The following is a 15,050-nucleotide window of genomic DNA, read 5'->3' on the forward strand; positions in this document are numbered from 1 at the left end:
CAAAAGCCCGAAACATTATGCCGCTAGCCACTGCCACGACACCTGTGCAACATGGCGCGCGTGCAATCCACAAATGGGAATTCCCTATATGAAACGTTTTCTTAGCATCGCCATGGCGTTGTGCATCGGCCTGACGATGAGCCTCGACGCCAACGCCAAACGCTTCGGTGGCGGCAAAAGCTCGGGCGCGGCACCGACTCACCAGACCAGCCAAATGGCTCCATCCGCCGGTGCGGGCGGTGCTGCGGCTACTGCAGGCGCAGCCGGTGCCGCTGGCGCTGCTGCCAAGGCCGGCGGTGCTTCGCGCTGGCTGGGCCCACTGGCCGGCATCGCCGCCGGTGGCCTGCTCGCGTCCATGTTCATGGGCGACGGCTTCCAGGGCATGCAGATCTTCGACATCCTGATCATGGGCGTCATCGCCTTTTTGGTCTTCCGCTTTATCGCCGCCCGTCGCCGCAAGCAGCAGGAGCACCTGGCTCCAGCCGGCGCGCCGATGCAGCGTGAAGCGTTCGAACAGAAGCCTGCCATGGGTTCGATCTTCGGTGGTTCGGCAGCCCCTGCCGCCCGTCCGGTGATCAACGCACCGGCCTGGTTCAACGAAGAGCGTTTCGTCGAAGCGGCCCGCAGCCACTTCCAGTCCCTGCAGCAGCACTGGGATGCCAACGAAATGGACAAGATCTCCGAGTTCGTGACCCCGCAACTGCTGGAGTTCCTCAAGCGCGAACGTGCCGAGATCGGTGACGCCTTCCAGTCGACCTACATCGACGACCTGCGCGTACAGCTCGATGGCGTGGACGATCGTGCCGACAAGACCATCGCCACCCTGACCTTCAGCGGTGTGTCGAAGTCCTCGCGTTTCGACCAGGGCGAAGTGTTCAGCGAAAGCTGGAACATGGAACGCGCCCAGGGCGACGACCAGCCATGGCTGGTCGCCGGTATCCGCCAGAACGGCTAATACCTGCGCGTTTGAGCAAGCGGTAACAAAAACCCCGGACATGTCCGGGGTTTTCTATTTCACGGTTGCACTTATAGCGAGCTACTGTATAAAACGCCCCTATAAACCGCGCCATCTAGCAAGAGGATCCCGGCCGTGGAAGAAATCATCGAACAACTGCGTGAAGCCAACGAACCGGTCCCGGTTCCTTTGGAGCTACCTGACGAAGACCTGCTGGTGGAAATCGAGGAACAACTGTTCATCGACATCCCCTTTGTCTTCCGTGAATTCTTGCTGACCGTCAGCGACGTAGTCTATGGCAGCCTGGAGCCAGTGACCGTCACCGACCCGCAGTCCCACACTTACCTGCCGGACGTCGCGGCCAACGCCTGGGATGCCGGTGTTGATCGCAGCCTGATCCCGATCTGCCAGGACGGCGACGACTACTACTGCGTCGAAGAAGACGGCACCGTGGTGTTGTGGTCCGCCGAAGAAGAATTGGTCACCGAAGAAACCTGGGAATCGGTGTGGCACTGGGCACGGGACGTCTGGCTGGAAAGCTGATACTTGATAGCTTTTGTGGCGAGGGAGCTTGCTCCCGCTGGGCTGCAAAGCAGCCCCCGCCAACGCCAGTCAGTGTTCCGTATCCTTGTGGTTGTCCAGCGTCTCCAGCAACGCAACCTGCATCCGCGTATGCACACGGATAAACCAGCGCCAGAGCACTGCAGCCACCGCCGCCGTGACCACGGCAATCAACACCAGCAACTTGTTGGTCGGCAGAATACTGGCCGACAAGGCTGCCAATAGCAGGAAGATCACCAGCAGCGACAAGAGGGGGATCAGCTCCGCAATCACCCTTCGCACACGCTGGGTATGACGCCCGGCCATCTCTGGCTTCACGCTCATCTCCGCCAGCAGCATCGACAGCGCCTTGAGCTTGCGATACGCCGCAATCAGAAACGGCAACGACACTAGCAGCGCCCCGCCCCAGATCAACGCCTTCTGCCAGCTTTGATCGCTGACCCAGCCTTCCAGATACCCACCGATGCGCCCTGCGAAAAAGCTGCCGGCAAAGAAGATTGCGATCACCAATGCCAGGTTTACCCCGACTTGCAGGATGATCTTGCGGATCATCGCGGCCAACATCGCCCCCTCGCCCTGAGGCTGAATGCTGCGCAACCATTCTCCATACATGCCGAACACTCGGCTCATTCGCGTGGGCATCAGTGCGGCGATCTTCAATGATAGCGGGTCGGCCCCGCGAATCAGGTAGGGAGTCAGCAGTGTGGTGATCGCCGAAACGGCCACCGCCACGGGATACAGAAAGTCGCTGGTGACCTGCAGGGTCATCCCCAGCGCCGCGATGATGAAAGAAAACTCGCCAATTTGTGACAGCCCCATACCAACCCGCAGCGAGGTGCGACCATCGTTGCCGGCGATAAACGCGCCCAGCCCGCACGACAGCATCTTGCCCAGCACCACGGCCACGGTGATCACCGCAATGGGCCAGGCGTATTGCAGCAGAATCTGCGGGTCGATCATCAAGCCAATCGCCACGAAGAAAATTGCGCTGAACATGTCGCGAACGGGCTCGATCAGACCCTCGATCTTAATCAACTGGCGGGATTCAGCCATGATTGCGCCGATCAAAAAGGCTCCGAGCACCATGCTGTATTCCAACTTCACCACCAACAGGCAGAAACCGAAGCACAGCCCCAATACAGTGATCAGCAGCATCTCGTTGCTTTCAAACTTGGCCACATAAGCCAGCAGGCGCGGCACCAGCAAAATCCCAATCACCAGGGCGACAATCATGAACAGCGAGAGCTTGCCGACCGTGGAGAACACCTCGCCGGAGCTGACCGTGCCACTCACCGCAATGCTCGACAGCAACGCAATGATGCCGATACCCAGGATGTCCTCCACAATCAGCACGCCGAAAATCAGCTGGGCGAACCGCTGGTCTTTCATCTTCAGGTCGTTGAGGGCCTTGACGATAATGGTGGTCGAGGAGATTGCCAGGATCGCGCCGAGGAACAGAGAGTCCATAGTGCTCCAGTCGAACCAGCGGCCGATCTCGTAGCCGATCCAGATCATCAACACGATTTCCAGGAACGCCGCGATAAACGCCGTGGCCCCTACCTTGAATAGCTTGCGCAGGCTGAATTCCAGGCCCAGGCAGAACATCAGGAAGATGACCCCCAGCTCCGCCAGGGTCTTGATCGTGTCTTCATCGTGGATCAGGCCAAACGGCGGGGTGTGGGGGCCGATAATGAAGCCGGCAACGATGTAGCCCAGCACCACCGGCTGCTTGAAGCGGTGAAACAGGATAGTGACCACCCCTGCCACCAGCATGATCACGGCCAAGTCCTGGATAAAGCTGATGGCGTGCATGGCGAGGGGCTCCTTGAGGGTGCCGGCGCTTTTCCCACTTCTGGCCGCGCCTTTGAAGGGTCGGAAAAGTCTGCCTTGATCGTAAGAAAAGCCCTGAGAAGGGCTTTTGAAGGGTAACACCGCGACTTCTGCTGGAAAGCCGGTGCAATATATGGAAACAGATCGCTGCGCGCGTGACGGCAAGCCGCCTGACGGCGTCCCGTTAGGGATGGCGCTGCAAAGACTTTGAGTACCCGCAGAGGTGCCTCCCCCCAACCAATGCCTACAACCCGTGAGTGTGCTATGGAACCCGGAAACGCCCAGCTGTCGATGACGGTACTGATGACCCCTGACATGGCCAACTTCTCTGGCAATGTGCACGGCGGCACGCTGCTCAAGTACCTCGACGAAGTGGCCTACGCCTGCGCCAGCCGTTATGCCGGTCGTTATGTGGTCACGCTGTCGGTGGACCAGGTGATTTTTCGCGAGCCGATTCATGTCGGTGAGCTGGTGACCTTCCTGGCGTCAGTCAACTACACCGGCAATACGTCGATGGAAGTGGGCATCAAGGTGGTGACCGAGAACATCCGTGAACGCTCGGTGCGCCATACCAACAGCTGCTTCTTCACCATGGTGGCCGTGGACGACCAGCGCAAACCTGCCGCCGTACCGCCCTTGCAGCCGCAGAACAGCGAGGACAAGCGCCGCTTTGTGCAGGCTCAGCAACGTCGGCAGATTCGCCAGGAACTGGAAAAGCGCTACCGGGAAATCAAAGCCGACGCGCCGTAAACTCCAAGCGGCGAATCAACTCAAAAAAATGTGGGAGCGGGCTTGCCCGCGATAGCAGTGGTTCAGTCGACATCGCTTTGACTGAGATACCGCCATCGCGGGCAAGCCCGCTCCCACATTGGGTTTTGTGTGCTTACAGGCTGATCGGTGTAGCTTCGAAGCGCACACGAGGGTGGGCAATACGGTCCTGGGCCCGCACCAGTTCCAGTTCATAACTGGCGCAGGCCTGGGTTTCCAGCAGCACTTCATGCACGGCCGCAGCGGTGAACTCAAAAGCGGCCACCAGGCTATCCCCCAACAGTACCCGCGCCAGGAACAGCCCGGACGTCAGGTCGCCCACGCCCACTGGCTGACGCGGAAACGCCAGCAGGGGCCGACGCAAGTGCCAACTGCCGTCGGCCGTCACCAACAGCATTTCAAACCCTTCTGGCAGTTTGCCTGGGTAATCCAGGTGCTTGACCAACACAGCCTTGGGCCCGCGCGCCAGCAAGGCCTTGGCCATCGCCAGGCAATCGAACAGCGATTGCGGCTTGCGCCCGGCAAAACTGTCCAGCTCCAGTTGGTTGGGGCACAGGAAGTCCGCCATGGCGGCAGCCTCATCCAAGAGGAAATCGCTGACCTCCTGCGGCACGATGCAACCCTTTTCCGGGTGGCCCATCACCGGGTCGCACAGGTACAGCGCCTTGGGGTTGATCGCCTTGATGCGCGCCACACCGCTGAGGATGGCACGGCCCTGGTCTGCACTGCCCAGGTACCCGGACAGCACCGCATCACAGTTGCCCAGCTCGCCAATCGCGGCAATACCCTCCACCAGCGCAGGAATTTGCAGCGGCGCCAACACTTCGCCCGCCCACTGTCCATACTGTGTGTGGTTGGAAAACTGCACCGTGTTGAGCGGCCAGACATTCACCCCGACCCGCTGCATGGGGAACACGGCGGCGCTGTTTCCGGCGTGGCCGAAGACCACATGAGACTGGATCGCAAGCAGGTGAGGTGTACGTTTCATGCGGGAGATTTCCGTAAAACCGTTGAATTTCTGGCCGAGCAGTATGCGACTAAACGCAGCCTGTACGACAGACCGGCGACACAGTTAAGCTGCGCTCACTTTGTTGGAGTTCATGGAATGCTGACCCTGGGAAACATCTTCGTCTTGATGCTGCTGGCCACCGGCGCCGCCTGGGTTTGGCACAACCACGGCTTGCGTGAACGGGCGTTGGCGCGGGTCAAGCAGCATTGCGCCAAGCTCGATATCGAGCTGCTCGACGGTGCCGTGGCGCTCAAACGCATCGGTTTCGTCAAGGATGCCAATGGCCGCCGACGCCTGGCGCGCATCTATAATTTCGAGTTTACGGTGACCGGCGAAACCCGGCACGCCGGGGTCATCACCCAATTCGGCGCCCACAGCGCGCAGATCGAACTGGCGCCCTACCCGTTCGAAACCAAGGAGCCGCTGCCCAGCGCCGAGATCATCGAATTGAGCCAGTGGCGCCAGGACCACGCCAGCAAGAAACATCAGTAACGGCAGGCTGCCAGGGCGCTTTGCAATGCGGCCACGTCCTGTGGTGCGCTGAAGATCAACTCAACACGTGAATCGCGCCGCCAAGCGCTGGGTTGCCAGTGCAGTGGGCTGTTATCCACAGCGTTGGCGGACACCCAGCCGTCAATGCTGTGGATAACCAATTTGGCCCGGCACCAGCCCAAACTCGATAGCCACTGATGCAGACGGCTAACATCGAATCGCTGGCTTGGGTGCCAGCGCCAGCCGATACTCCAGCCGCCATCCTGGCTCTGGCTCAAACAGATCGGCAGCCCAGGGTCGCTCCAGATCGCCGGCATTTGCCCCACTGCTTCAGGCACCGCAAAGTTATCCACAGCGCTTTGGGCCTGTGCTTTCAAACCGGGCAACCGGTCGAGTGGCAATTGCGCCTGGCATGTCCAATGGCGCGGGCAATCGGGTAATTGCGCTTCGATCGCCTGACGTTGCGTAGCAGTCAGCGTCTCGTCCTTGTTCAGCACCAGCAGGCCGGCACTGGTCAACGCCTCCTGCTGTGCCTGGGGCAACGGCCTGCCCGCCGCCAATGCCTGGGCATCGAGTACCAGCACGCAAGGCTGCACGGCCAGCACGTCTTGCCATGGCGCCTGCCGCAGTTGCTTGAGCAATTGCGCCGGATGGCCCAGGCCTGAGGGTTCAATAAACAGCCGGTCCGGCTTAGCCTTACGCAACAAGCGGCCCAGCCCTACCTGGAACGGTGCGCCGTTCACACAACACAAACAGCCGCCTGCCACCTCGCCCAGGGCGATACCGTCATCGTCTTGGGTGAGTAAGGCTGCATCCAGGCCGATCTGGCCGAACTCGTTGATCAGCACCGCCCAGCGCTCGTTGGCCGGGCGCTGGGCAAGCAGGTGCTTGATCAGGCTGGTCTTGCCGGCGCCCAAGGGCCCGGCAATCACATGGGTAGGAATGTTCTGCAGCATATGAGGCATGGTTCAGGCCGTTTAGAGCGTTTGATCCTACGCGGTTATGCCAGCCAATCCAGCGTCAGGATCAACCGTCGCTCATCGGCCTTGAGCGCTGGCGAGCGGTGGATCAGCCCATGTCCTTCATTGCCGTGCCATTTGGTGCCTTTAAGCAGCGCCACTTCACCGCAATGAATCTGCTCGATGCGCTCAGTGGGCTCGGCATCCGCCTGGCTCAATGTGCGCCGGTCCATAACGCCTTCGCGCAACCATTGGCTACCGATACCGGCGTAGGTGGTGATCAGCCGAACCGGCACGTGATCGACGTGAAAGCGCGGGCACATGGCCTTGTCCAATAGCCGTAAACGCACGCCGATGCGCTTGGCGCCCAGCAGACAGGCGAATGCACTGACCAGCCACGACACATCGGCGATAAACCCATCATAGCCTTCAAGATCGTGACAACTGGACGCCAAACCTTGCAAGTTCAGCACGCAGTCTTCGCTAACCAACTCGACCACCAAGGACTCGGCCAACGGTTCATTGAGCGCCACCAGCAAAGCGCCAAACTCAGCGATATGCAGGGGCAGTTGGCGCTGCCAGATGGCCAGGTTGACGCCGTCATTGAGGATATCGGACAGCGCCAGCGGCGTTTCCCCATGTGTCTGGCGGATGACGGGCCGCAGGGGAATGACCGGGGCCAGCATCAGGCGACCTGCTCATACCAAGGGCCAAACGGGTCGGGCAACTGGCGCCAACCTTCGACGCCCAGGGCCATTTCTTCATCGTTGAGCAAGCAGGCGTCCAACTCGGTACGCATCTGGACAAAATCGATGTTTTGCCCGATAAACACCAGTTCCTGACGGCAGTCACCCGTGCTCAACTGCCAGTTAGTCATGATCGCCGCCACGCTTTCTTCGTCCTGAGGCCACTGGCTTTTCGGCACAAAGCGCCACCAACGCCCGGCAAACCCATGACGCATCAGCCCGCCCGCCTGGGACCAACTGCCCGCATCCTGATGTTTGCTCGCCAACCAGAAGAAACCCTTGGAGCGCAACAGCTTGCCGTTGACCCAGGGGCGGTCGATAAAGTCGAAAAACCGCTGTGGATGGAAAGGCCGGCGCGCACGGTAAGCCGTGGACGCTATGCCGTATTCTTCGGTTTCCGGCACATGCTCACCGCGCAATTCCTGCAACCAGCCCGGGGCCTGGGCGGCGCGTTCGAAGTCGAAACGGCCAGTGTTGAGGATCTTGTTCAGCGGCACTTCGCCCATGACCATCGGGATGATTTCCGCCTGGGCGTTGAGGCGCTCGAGGATGGCCATCAGTTCTTCGCGCTCGCGGCTGCTGATCAGGTCGATCTTGCTGATCAGGATGACGTCGGCGAATTCGATCTGTTCGATCAACAGGTCGGTGATGGAACGTTCATCCTCCTCACCGAGGGTTTCGCCCCGTGAAGCCAGGCTTTCTGCAGCCTGGTAGTCGAGCAGGAAATTCATACCGTCGACCACAGTGACCATGGTGTCCAGGCGTGCAATGTCGGCCAGGCTTTGCTCGTTTTCATCGCGAAACGTGAAGGTTTCGGCCACGGGCAAAGGTTCGGAAATACCGGTGGATTCGATCAGCAGGTAATCGAAACGACCTTCTTTGGCGAGTTTTCCCACCTCTTCAAGCAAGTCTTCACGCAAGGTGCAGCAAATGCAGCCATTGCTCATCTCCACCAGTTTTTCTTCCGAACGATTGAGCGTGACATCACGCTGCACCTCGCTGCCGTCGATGTTGATCTCACTCATGTCGTTGACGATCACCGCCACCCGCAGGTTGTCGCGGTTGCGCAGGACATAATTGAGCAGCGTGCTTTTACCGGCGCCGAGAAAGCCGGACAACACGGTCACAGGGAGACGATTGGGCATCAGGTATTCCTCATCAAGGTTGGCCGGTCAAACTGCCCGTTTATGGCGTTCGCGCAGCTCTTCACGTTCTTTGGCTTCGATACACAAGGTGGCGGTGGGGCGCAGCAGCAGGCGTTGCAGGCCGATGGGTTCGCCGGTTTCACGGCACCAGCCGTATTCGCCACGGGCCAGCAATTCCAGGGCATCGTCGATCTTGTCCAACAGCTTCTTTTCGCGCTCCAGCAGGCGCAGTTGCCATTGGCGTTGCTCTTCGGCACTGCCGATATCCGCCAGATCGCTGTTGGTTTCCTGCTCGCGCAGCGCCTGGAACTCTGCGTCGATACGGGCTTGCAGGTCATCACGCTGAGCCAGCAACAATTCGCGGAAGAAGCGCTGCTGGGCCTCATTCATGTAGTCGGCCGCTGGTTGGGCCAAAAGATCGTGTTCGGTCATGGGAAGGGGTTCGCGGGTCGGGCTGTACTTTTATGTTATAGTATAACAATACAAATAAGCCAATCCCTCTTGCTCGCCGCGACGAAGGGCGCAATGCTGGGTCACCTTCTTACGCTGAGAAACCCGATGAGATACCTGGGGATGTAAGCCGGAACCCCAGAAATTTCCGTCACCCTAGTTGGGTGGGCTCAACACTCGTGTCACCAGCTACCTTCTGGAGAATCGAGCTCGGCCATCCCTCCCTGGACGGGCATCGCTCGACGATGTTCAACGGCTCCCTCACGGGGCCGTCGTTTTGTGGGGGCTATTCCATCCACAAGTCGTCGAGGTTCTTGAAGTTCCAGAGCGTCGGGTCTTCGGGGCCAGTGATACTGTCCTTGCAACTCGTGGCCGCCAGGTCGATGGTCTGCATCGGGATCGGCTCTCTCGAGCGTAGCGAGAAGAACACGCGAACCTTGGGAGTCAGCAGTGATTCCATTCCCGGCTCAACGACAACGGCCAGACGCTGAGAGGACAGGCGAACCAAGGAGCCGACGGGGTAGATGCCCACGGCCTTGACGAAGGCGTGGAAGATGCGTTTGTCGAAATGGCCCTCCCACTTGGCCATCTGCCGCATCGCCGCGGACGGGTCCCACGGCTTTTTGTAGGCTCGCTCCGACGTCACGGCATCATAGACGTCGCAGATTGCGCCCATGCGGGCCAGGAGTGAAATGGCGTCACCGGCCAAGCGATCCGGGTAGCCGGTTCCGTCGATCTTCTCGTGATGGTGCAGGGCAATGTCCACCACCCCGGGCTCGGCCCCGCCTGCGCGCAGCATCTTTGCGCCCTCCACAGGGTGGCGCTTCATGATGGCGAACTCGGCATCGGTGAGCTTGCCTGGTTTGTTAAGCACTTCCAGCGGCATCGCGGCCTTGCCTAGGTCGTGCATCAGTCCGCCGATGCCAGCCAGGCGCGTTTGCTCCTCGTCTAGATCGAGATGCCGGGCCAGCGATAGCATCAGGGCGCAGACGGCAACCGAGTGCAGGTAGGTGTAATCGTCGTGCGTTTTGATGCGTGCGACGCTGATGAGGGCATGAGGTTGGCGCAGCACCGAGGCAGCGATTTCTCCGACCAGCGGCAACGTCGTGCTTGGGTCGACGGCCTTGCCAAGCCGGGCTTCCTGGAACATGTCCATGACTTGGGACTTGGCCGCAAGACAGAGTTTCCGTGCATAACACATTTCGCTCTCCATTGAGGTTGCGCCGTCACTTTTCTTGCTTAGTGGACTAGACGGCAGAGATTGCTCCTCCGACAATTCTCTGGGCTCTGGGCTCTGGGCTCTGGGCTCTGGGCTCTGGGCTCTGGGCTCTGGGCTCTGGGCTCTGGGCTCTGGGCTCTCTGGGCTCTCTGGGCTCTCTGGGTCGACTTGGCTTTTGGCCAAGTCGACCCAGACCTCCCCGACGCCACATTCTCGAATGGCAGAGAGATCCTGAGGCTCGGTCAGCAGGAAGCTGCCGCGCCAGAATGGGTGTCGAACCCAAGAGCCGGCGAGCTTGTGGATGTACATGCCGAGACGAAGCTCGGATACGGGAATGCGTTTTACCAACTTATTTTCCTTTCTGAGTTGGGTGGTTAGGCGTGCGCCGAGGCTGGCACCCAGCGGTAGAGCGGAGGTAAGGTCACGCCAAGATTCTTGGATCAGCCGGAACCGCCGAAATTTCCGTCAGCCGATCAACATGGCTTTGTCTCGCGCTCGGTCGATGCGTTCCTGCATCGCCTGCATGACTTCTTCGTGGGTGTACGACTTGGCGTTGGGGTCGTCGGCCTCTCGGAGAGCTTCCTCGACCTCGCGGGTCATCCGCGCATATTCTTCCGGCCACAGCGCTTGCTCCATGCGCAGCGACGCCTGCCCAAGCAGGTGCAGCAGGCCGAACAGCCGCATGTCATTGGTGGCGACGACGTGCTCTCGAATCCGCTCCTGGATCACCTCGCAGGCCCGATGCGCCTCTGGCGTCGCCGTGCCCTCGTAGCCGGCTGGGAGTTCTGCTTCTTCAGCGATTCGCGCCCAAGCGATAGCCAGCGCCTCGATGGTGGACAGGTTCATTTGCTCATCCACTTGCGCAGCAGACGCTTTTTCAGGGAGGCGCGCTCTTGCGGATTGCGTCCCTTGTGGTTGGCAATGCGATCCGCCGTGGCGGCCTGGCGCTTGATGGGCCAGTAGGAGCGGCCATCCTTACCCATCGACCAGACGTTGCTGACCTGGTTTTCCAGTAGAGGCAGATGGGCGCATAGAGCTTCCGGCGACGCGCTGGCCAGCGCGGTGCGCTCGTGGGTTCGCCAGCGCTGATGCCAGAGTTTCTTGTCCTCGCGCTCGCTACGGCAGGTCGTGTGCCCAACGATGGGCGTTTTGCGGCGGCTGCGGCTCATGATGTGGTTGTCTCCAAGAACATTCAGGACAGGCTTTCTGGGTAGAGCGCCGTCAACCGGGACAGGGTTTCTTGCACTTGTTCCAGCGAGGTCATCAGATGATCAACCTGATCCTGAAGATCCACGGCGAGATCAAATAGCTAAGCCACTCGGCTGCGTGATCCCTCGTTGAACGCGGCCATTGCCAGTTGATGCAGCTTCAACAGGTCGGTGCGCAGTTGCGGAGGTGCGCCGTCTGCGCTGTCATTCAAATCGCCGCGCAGCACGTCCACGGCATCGACTGCACGCAGCAGTGCCGTGGTATCGAAATTCTCGGGAGTCAGTTCGTCCCATTCGTCGTCGGTGATGCGGGCTGCCATCAGGAGAGCTCCGATTAAGCGGTTGCGAGCGTTAGATGCCCGATCGGCTCGGCTGCTGGCCGTACCTTGATTTCGATGTCGTAGCCGAGGCGATTCAGACAATCCATCAGCTTGCGTTCGGATAGATTGGTGAAGTCGCCGCGCATCATGCCCGACACCTTCGGTTGCGGGATGCCCATGCGTTTGGCCGCCGCTTGTTGAGTCAGCCCAAGGGCGCGCATGGCCCTCCTGATCTCGACCACCAGGCCGGTCTTGATCTTGAGCTTTTCAGCGTCAGGCAGTCCAAGGTCGGCAAAGACGTTGCCCGAGCTGCGCTGAACCTCGACGCCTTCAATGATTCGTTTTTGCATTTCGTAGCTCCTGTGCCAATACCTCGGCCACCTTCAGCCGAGCGCGGATGATGTCCATGTCGGCCTTTGGCGTGGCGATTCCGCTCTTGCTCTTCTTCTGGAAGCAGTGCAGGACGAACACCGCTTCCGCAAACTTGACCGTGTATACCGCTCGATAGGTGCCGCCGGCATCGTCTTCGACGACCTCCAGCACGCCGGTACCACCGAACCCCTTGAGCACCTTTGCTGCGTCATCCTGATCGCCTATCTGCGCCAACGAGAGCGCGTAACCGAAACGGCGACGCACGTCGGACGGCAACGCCATCAAATCCTTGTGGCTGCTCGCGATCCATTCGAGCGGTTTTTCTTTGTTTGTCATGACGGAATTTTATACCTGTTCAGGTAATGATGTAAACGCGGCAACCTCAAGGAGGTGTCGTAAAACATTTGTTTTGCGACAGGCTGTCAGCCGCCGCTGTGCTACCTGTGCAACACCCCCTCAAAAATGTACGGAAAACTCTATCGCTATTCACTATTATGCGGAAACCTGTTTTTGATGGTTATCCGCCTATGTTGGTTGGCTACATGCGCGTGTCGTCGGACTCCGACCGCCAGAGCACGGACTTGCAGCGCGACGCGCTGCTCGCCGCCGGCGTCGATCCGCGTCACCTGTTTGAGGATCGTGCCTCTGGCGCGAAGGATGACCGTGCCGGCTTGGCGCGGGCGCTTGAGTTCGTTCGAGCCGGCGATGTGCTGGTGGTGTGGAAACTCGACCGGCTCGGTCGCTCGCTGTCGCACCTGCTCGCCATTGTGACTTCGCTCAAGGACAAGCGGGTGGCGTTCCGCTCGCTGACAGAGAACCTGGACACTACGACGCCCTCGGGCGAATTCCTGTTCCAGGTGTTCGGTGCGCTCGCGCAGTACGAGCGCGCCTTGATTCAGGAGCGCGTCGTCGCGGGCTTGGCCGCCGCACGCAAACGCGGCCGGATCGGCGGCCGGCCGCAGGCGATCACTGGTGAGAAGCTGGACGCCATCGTCGCCGCGCTCGATGGCGGCATGTCTAAGGCGGCGGTGTGCCGCAACTTCAATGTCAAGCGCACTACGTTGATCGAAACATTGACGCGAGCAGGTTGGCGTGGTGCGGGAAGGACGGTCGATGAGCAACAAGAATAAGCTACTCACCGTCTTTTCTGACGCAGAGCAGGAAGCCTTGTACGGCCTACCGGACTTCGACGATGCTCAGCGGCTGGAATACCTGGCGTTGACCGAATCTGAACTGGCGTTCGCCAGCAGCCGGCCTAGCCTGCAGGCCCAAGTCTATTGCGTCTTGCAGATCGGCTACTTCAAGGCCAAGCATGCTTTCTTCCGCTTCGATTGGCATGAGGTCGAGGACGATTGCGCCTTCGTGCTGAGTCGCTATTTCCACGGCGAAGCGTTCGAACGCAAGGCGATCACCAAGCATGAGCACTACAGCCAGAGGGGTCAGATCGCCGAACTGTTCGGCTACCGGTCGTGGGCGGCTAGCTTCCTGCCGCAACTGGCACAGCAGGCTGAACAGATCGTGCGGCGCGACGTAATGCCAGGATTCGTGGCCGCCGAACTGATCGTTTGGCTCAGCGAGCACAAAATCATCCGGCCCGGCCACACCACCTTACAAGAGCTGGTCAGTGAAGCCCTGTCCACCGAACGCAGGCGCTTGGGCGGCTTGCTGGCAGAAGTGTTGGACGAATCGGCCAAAGCTGCGCTGGGCCAGCTCCTGGTGCGTGACGACACCCTGTCTCAACTGGCAGCGCTCAAGCAGGACGCTAAAGATTTCGGCTGGCGTCAGATGGCAGGGGAGCGCGAGAAGCGCGCCACGCTGAAGTCCTTGCACGGGATCGCCAAGGCGCTGCTGCCCAAGCTCGGCATCTCGCAGCAGAACCTGCTGTACTACGCGAGCCTGGCGAACTTCTATACCGTCCATGACCTGCGCCACCTGAAGGCGGAGCAGACCCGGCTCTACCTGCTGTGCTATGCCTGGGTACGTTACCGGCAGCTCACCGACAACCTGGTCGACGCGATGGCCTTCCACATGAAAAAACTTGAGGACGAGAGCCGCACGGGTGCGAAACAGTCCTTTGTCGCCGAACAGCTGCGACGCCATCAGGAAACGCCGCAGGTTGGCCGCCTGCTGTCGCTGTACGTGGACGACAGCGTGGCCGATCCGACGCCGTTCGGCGAGGTGCGCCAACGCGCCTACAAAATCATGTCCAGGGAATTGCTGCAAAACACGGCGCAGCGCATGAGCGTCAAGCCACTGAACAAACTGGCGCTGCACTGGCAGGCGGTGGACGGCCTGGCCGAACGCATTCGACGCCATCTACGGCCGCTGTACGTCGCGCTCGACTTCGCCGGCACGGCCCCCGATAACCCATGGCTCGCGGCGCTGACTTGGGCCAAGAGCGTGTTCGCCAAGCAGCAGCGCCTATCACAACGGCCACTCGACGAATGTCCGGCGGCAACGCTGCCGAAACGCTTGCGTCCGTACCTGCTGATGTTCGATGCCGAAGGCACGCCGACAGGCCTGCATGCCGATCGTTACGAATTCTGGCTTTACCGTCAGGTCAGGAAACGCTTCCAGGCGGGCGAGCTCTACATTGACGACAGCTTGCAGCACCGGCATTTGTCCGACGAGTTGGTTTCGATGGACGAGAAAGCCGCCGTGCTCGCGCAGATGGACATCCCCTTCCTGCGGCAGCCGGTCAGTGCCCAGCTCGATGCACTGGCGGCCGAGTTGCGTGCGCAATGGGTGGCGTTCAATCGCGAGCTGAAACAGGGCAAGCTGACGCACCTGGAATACGACAAGGACACGCAGAGACTGACCTGGCGCAAGCCCAAGGGGGAGAACCAGAAGGCGCGCGAGCAAGCTCTCTACGAGCAACTGCCATACTGCGATGTCGCCGACGTGTTTCGCTTCGTCAACGGCCAGTGCCAGTTCCTGTCGGCGCTGACACCATTGCAGCCACGCTATGCGAAGAAGGTAGCCGACGCCGACAGTCTGATGGCGGTGATCATTGCCC

General features: G+C 60.3%; 18 protein-coding genes. 6 read left to right on the forward strand and 12 right to left on the reverse strand.

The features are described from left to right. Positions 1-88: 88 nt before the first annotated feature. The gene (locus BOP96_RS09425) at positions 89-955 is read left to right on the forward strand and encodes a Tim44 domain-containing protein (RefSeq protein ID WP_003195740.1); all 867 of its coding nucleotides are present in this window, start codon (positions 89-91) and stop codon (positions 953-955) included. A 135-nt stretch (positions 956-1,090) separates the two neighbouring features. Next, on the forward strand, positions 1,091-1,498 hold the full coding sequence (locus BOP96_RS09430; RefSeq protein WP_014720555.1) for an SMI1/KNR4 family protein: 408 nt from the start codon (positions 1,091-1,093) through the stop codon (positions 1,496-1,498). Positions 1,499-1,567: 69 nt separating this feature from the next. Here the strand turns inward: BOP96_RS09430 and BOP96_RS09435 are convergent, their stop codons facing one another. Continuing rightward, a complete protein-coding gene (locus BOP96_RS09435) occupies positions 1,568-3,328 on the reverse strand; it encodes a cation:proton antiporter (RefSeq protein WP_014720556.1) in 1,761 nt (586 codons plus the stop codon). Positions 3,329-3,610: 282 nt separating this feature from the next. Between BOP96_RS09435 and BOP96_RS09440 the strand changes: the two genes are divergently transcribed. After that, complete coding sequence (locus BOP96_RS09440) at positions 3,611-4,096, forward strand: acyl-CoA thioesterase (RefSeq protein ID WP_003195747.1); 486 nt, start codon at positions 3,611-3,613, stop codon at positions 4,094-4,096. A gap of 133 nt (positions 4,097-4,229) precedes the next feature. Here BOP96_RS09440 and pdxY read toward each other — a convergent pair whose 3' ends face one another. Next, positions 4,230-5,102: a pyridoxal kinase PdxY gene (gene pdxY / locus BOP96_RS09445; protein WP_014720557.1), complete on the reverse strand. Its 873-nt coding sequence runs from the start codon at positions 5,100-5,102 to the stop codon at positions 4,230-4,232. Positions 5,103-5,219: 117 nt separating this feature from the next. On the opposite strand from pdxY, the gene BOP96_RS09450 reads away from it, so the two are divergent. Then, positions 5,220-5,615 (forward strand): DUF3301 domain-containing protein, encoded by a 396-nt coding sequence (locus BOP96_RS09450; RefSeq protein WP_003195752.1) that lies wholly within the window; start codon positions 5,220-5,222, stop codon positions 5,613-5,615. Here the strand turns inward: BOP96_RS09450 and BOP96_RS09455 are convergent. From BOP96_RS09455 to BOP96_RS09500, 10 genes are all read right to left on the reverse strand, one after another. Further along, entirely contained in the window at positions 5,609-6,571 is a 963-nt protein-coding gene (locus tag BOP96_RS09455; RefSeq protein ID WP_073452538.1) for a CobW family GTP-binding protein, read from the reverse strand. The genes BOP96_RS09450 and BOP96_RS09455 overlap by 7 nt on opposite strands. A 44-nt stretch (positions 6,572-6,615) precedes the next feature. Beyond that, the gene (locus tag BOP96_RS09460) at positions 6,616-7,260 is read right to left on the reverse strand and encodes a DUF1826 domain-containing protein (protein WP_073452540.1); all 645 of its coding nucleotides are present in this window, start codon (positions 7,258-7,260) and stop codon (positions 6,616-6,618) included. After that, the gene (gene zigA, locus BOP96_RS09465; RefSeq protein WP_019818158.1) at positions 7,260-8,465 is read right to left on the reverse strand and encodes a zinc metallochaperone GTPase ZigA; all 1,206 of its coding nucleotides are present in this window, start codon (positions 8,463-8,465) and stop codon (positions 7,260-7,262) included. The genes BOP96_RS09460 and zigA overlap by 1 nt, the downstream gene beginning before the upstream one ends. 27 nt (positions 8,466-8,492) lie before the next feature. Continuing rightward, entirely contained in the window at positions 8,493-8,897 is a 405-nt protein-coding gene (gene dksA, locus BOP96_RS09470; protein ID WP_003195761.1) for an RNA polymerase-binding protein DksA, read from the reverse strand. A 304-nt stretch (positions 8,898-9,201) separates the two neighbouring features. Continuing rightward, a complete protein-coding gene (locus BOP96_RS09475) occupies positions 9,202-10,482 on the reverse strand; it encodes an HD-GYP domain-containing protein (RefSeq protein WP_071536772.1) in 1,281 nt (426 codons plus the stop codon). A gap of 117 nt (positions 10,483-10,599) precedes the next feature. Beyond that, positions 10,600-10,980, reverse strand: a complete 381-nt coding sequence (locus BOP96_RS09480) for a hypothetical protein (RefSeq protein ID WP_001054412.1) — start codon at positions 10,978-10,980, stop codon at positions 10,600-10,602. After that, the gene (locus BOP96_RS09485; protein WP_000091614.1) at positions 10,977-11,303 is read right to left on the reverse strand and encodes a hypothetical protein; all 327 of its coding nucleotides are present in this window, start codon (positions 11,301-11,303) and stop codon (positions 10,977-10,979) included. The genes BOP96_RS09480 and BOP96_RS09485 overlap by 4 nt, the downstream gene beginning before the upstream one ends. A gap of 140 nt (positions 11,304-11,443) precedes the next feature. Beyond that, on the reverse strand, positions 11,444-11,662 hold the full coding sequence (locus tag BOP96_RS09490; protein WP_232877936.1) for a hypothetical protein: 219 nt from the start codon (positions 11,660-11,662) through the stop codon (positions 11,444-11,446). A gap of 14 nt (positions 11,663-11,676) precedes the next feature. Beyond that, a complete protein-coding gene (locus BOP96_RS09495; protein ID WP_001172026.1) occupies positions 11,677-12,012 on the reverse strand; it encodes a helix-turn-helix domain-containing protein in 336 nt (111 codons plus the stop codon). After that, a complete protein-coding gene (locus tag BOP96_RS09500) occupies positions 11,993-12,370 on the reverse strand; it encodes a type II toxin-antitoxin system RelE/ParE family toxin (protein ID WP_042933781.1) in 378 nt (125 codons plus the stop codon). The genes BOP96_RS09495 and BOP96_RS09500 overlap by 20 nt, the downstream gene beginning before the upstream one ends. 191 nt (positions 12,371-12,561) lie before the next feature. On the opposite strand from BOP96_RS09500, the gene BOP96_RS09505 reads away from it, so the two are divergent. Further along, positions 12,562-13,164 carry a recombinase family protein gene (locus BOP96_RS09505; protein ID WP_010465829.1) on the forward strand — a complete coding sequence of 201 codons (603 nt, stop codon included), beginning with the start codon at positions 12,562-12,564 and terminating at the stop codon, positions 13,162-13,164. Continuing rightward, on the forward strand, positions 13,148-15,050 hold a 1,903-nt coding region (locus BOP96_RS09510), incomplete at its 3' end, for a DUF4158 domain-containing protein (protein ID WP_138726212.1). The genes BOP96_RS09505 and BOP96_RS09510, both read left to right, overlap by 17 nt.

Origin of the sequence: Pseudomonas sp. FSL W5-0203 (genome assembly GCF_001896155.1) — a bacterium.
Taxonomy (GTDB): Bacteria; Pseudomonadota; Gammaproteobacteria; order Pseudomonadales; family Pseudomonadaceae; genus Aquipseudomonas; species Aquipseudomonas paracarnis.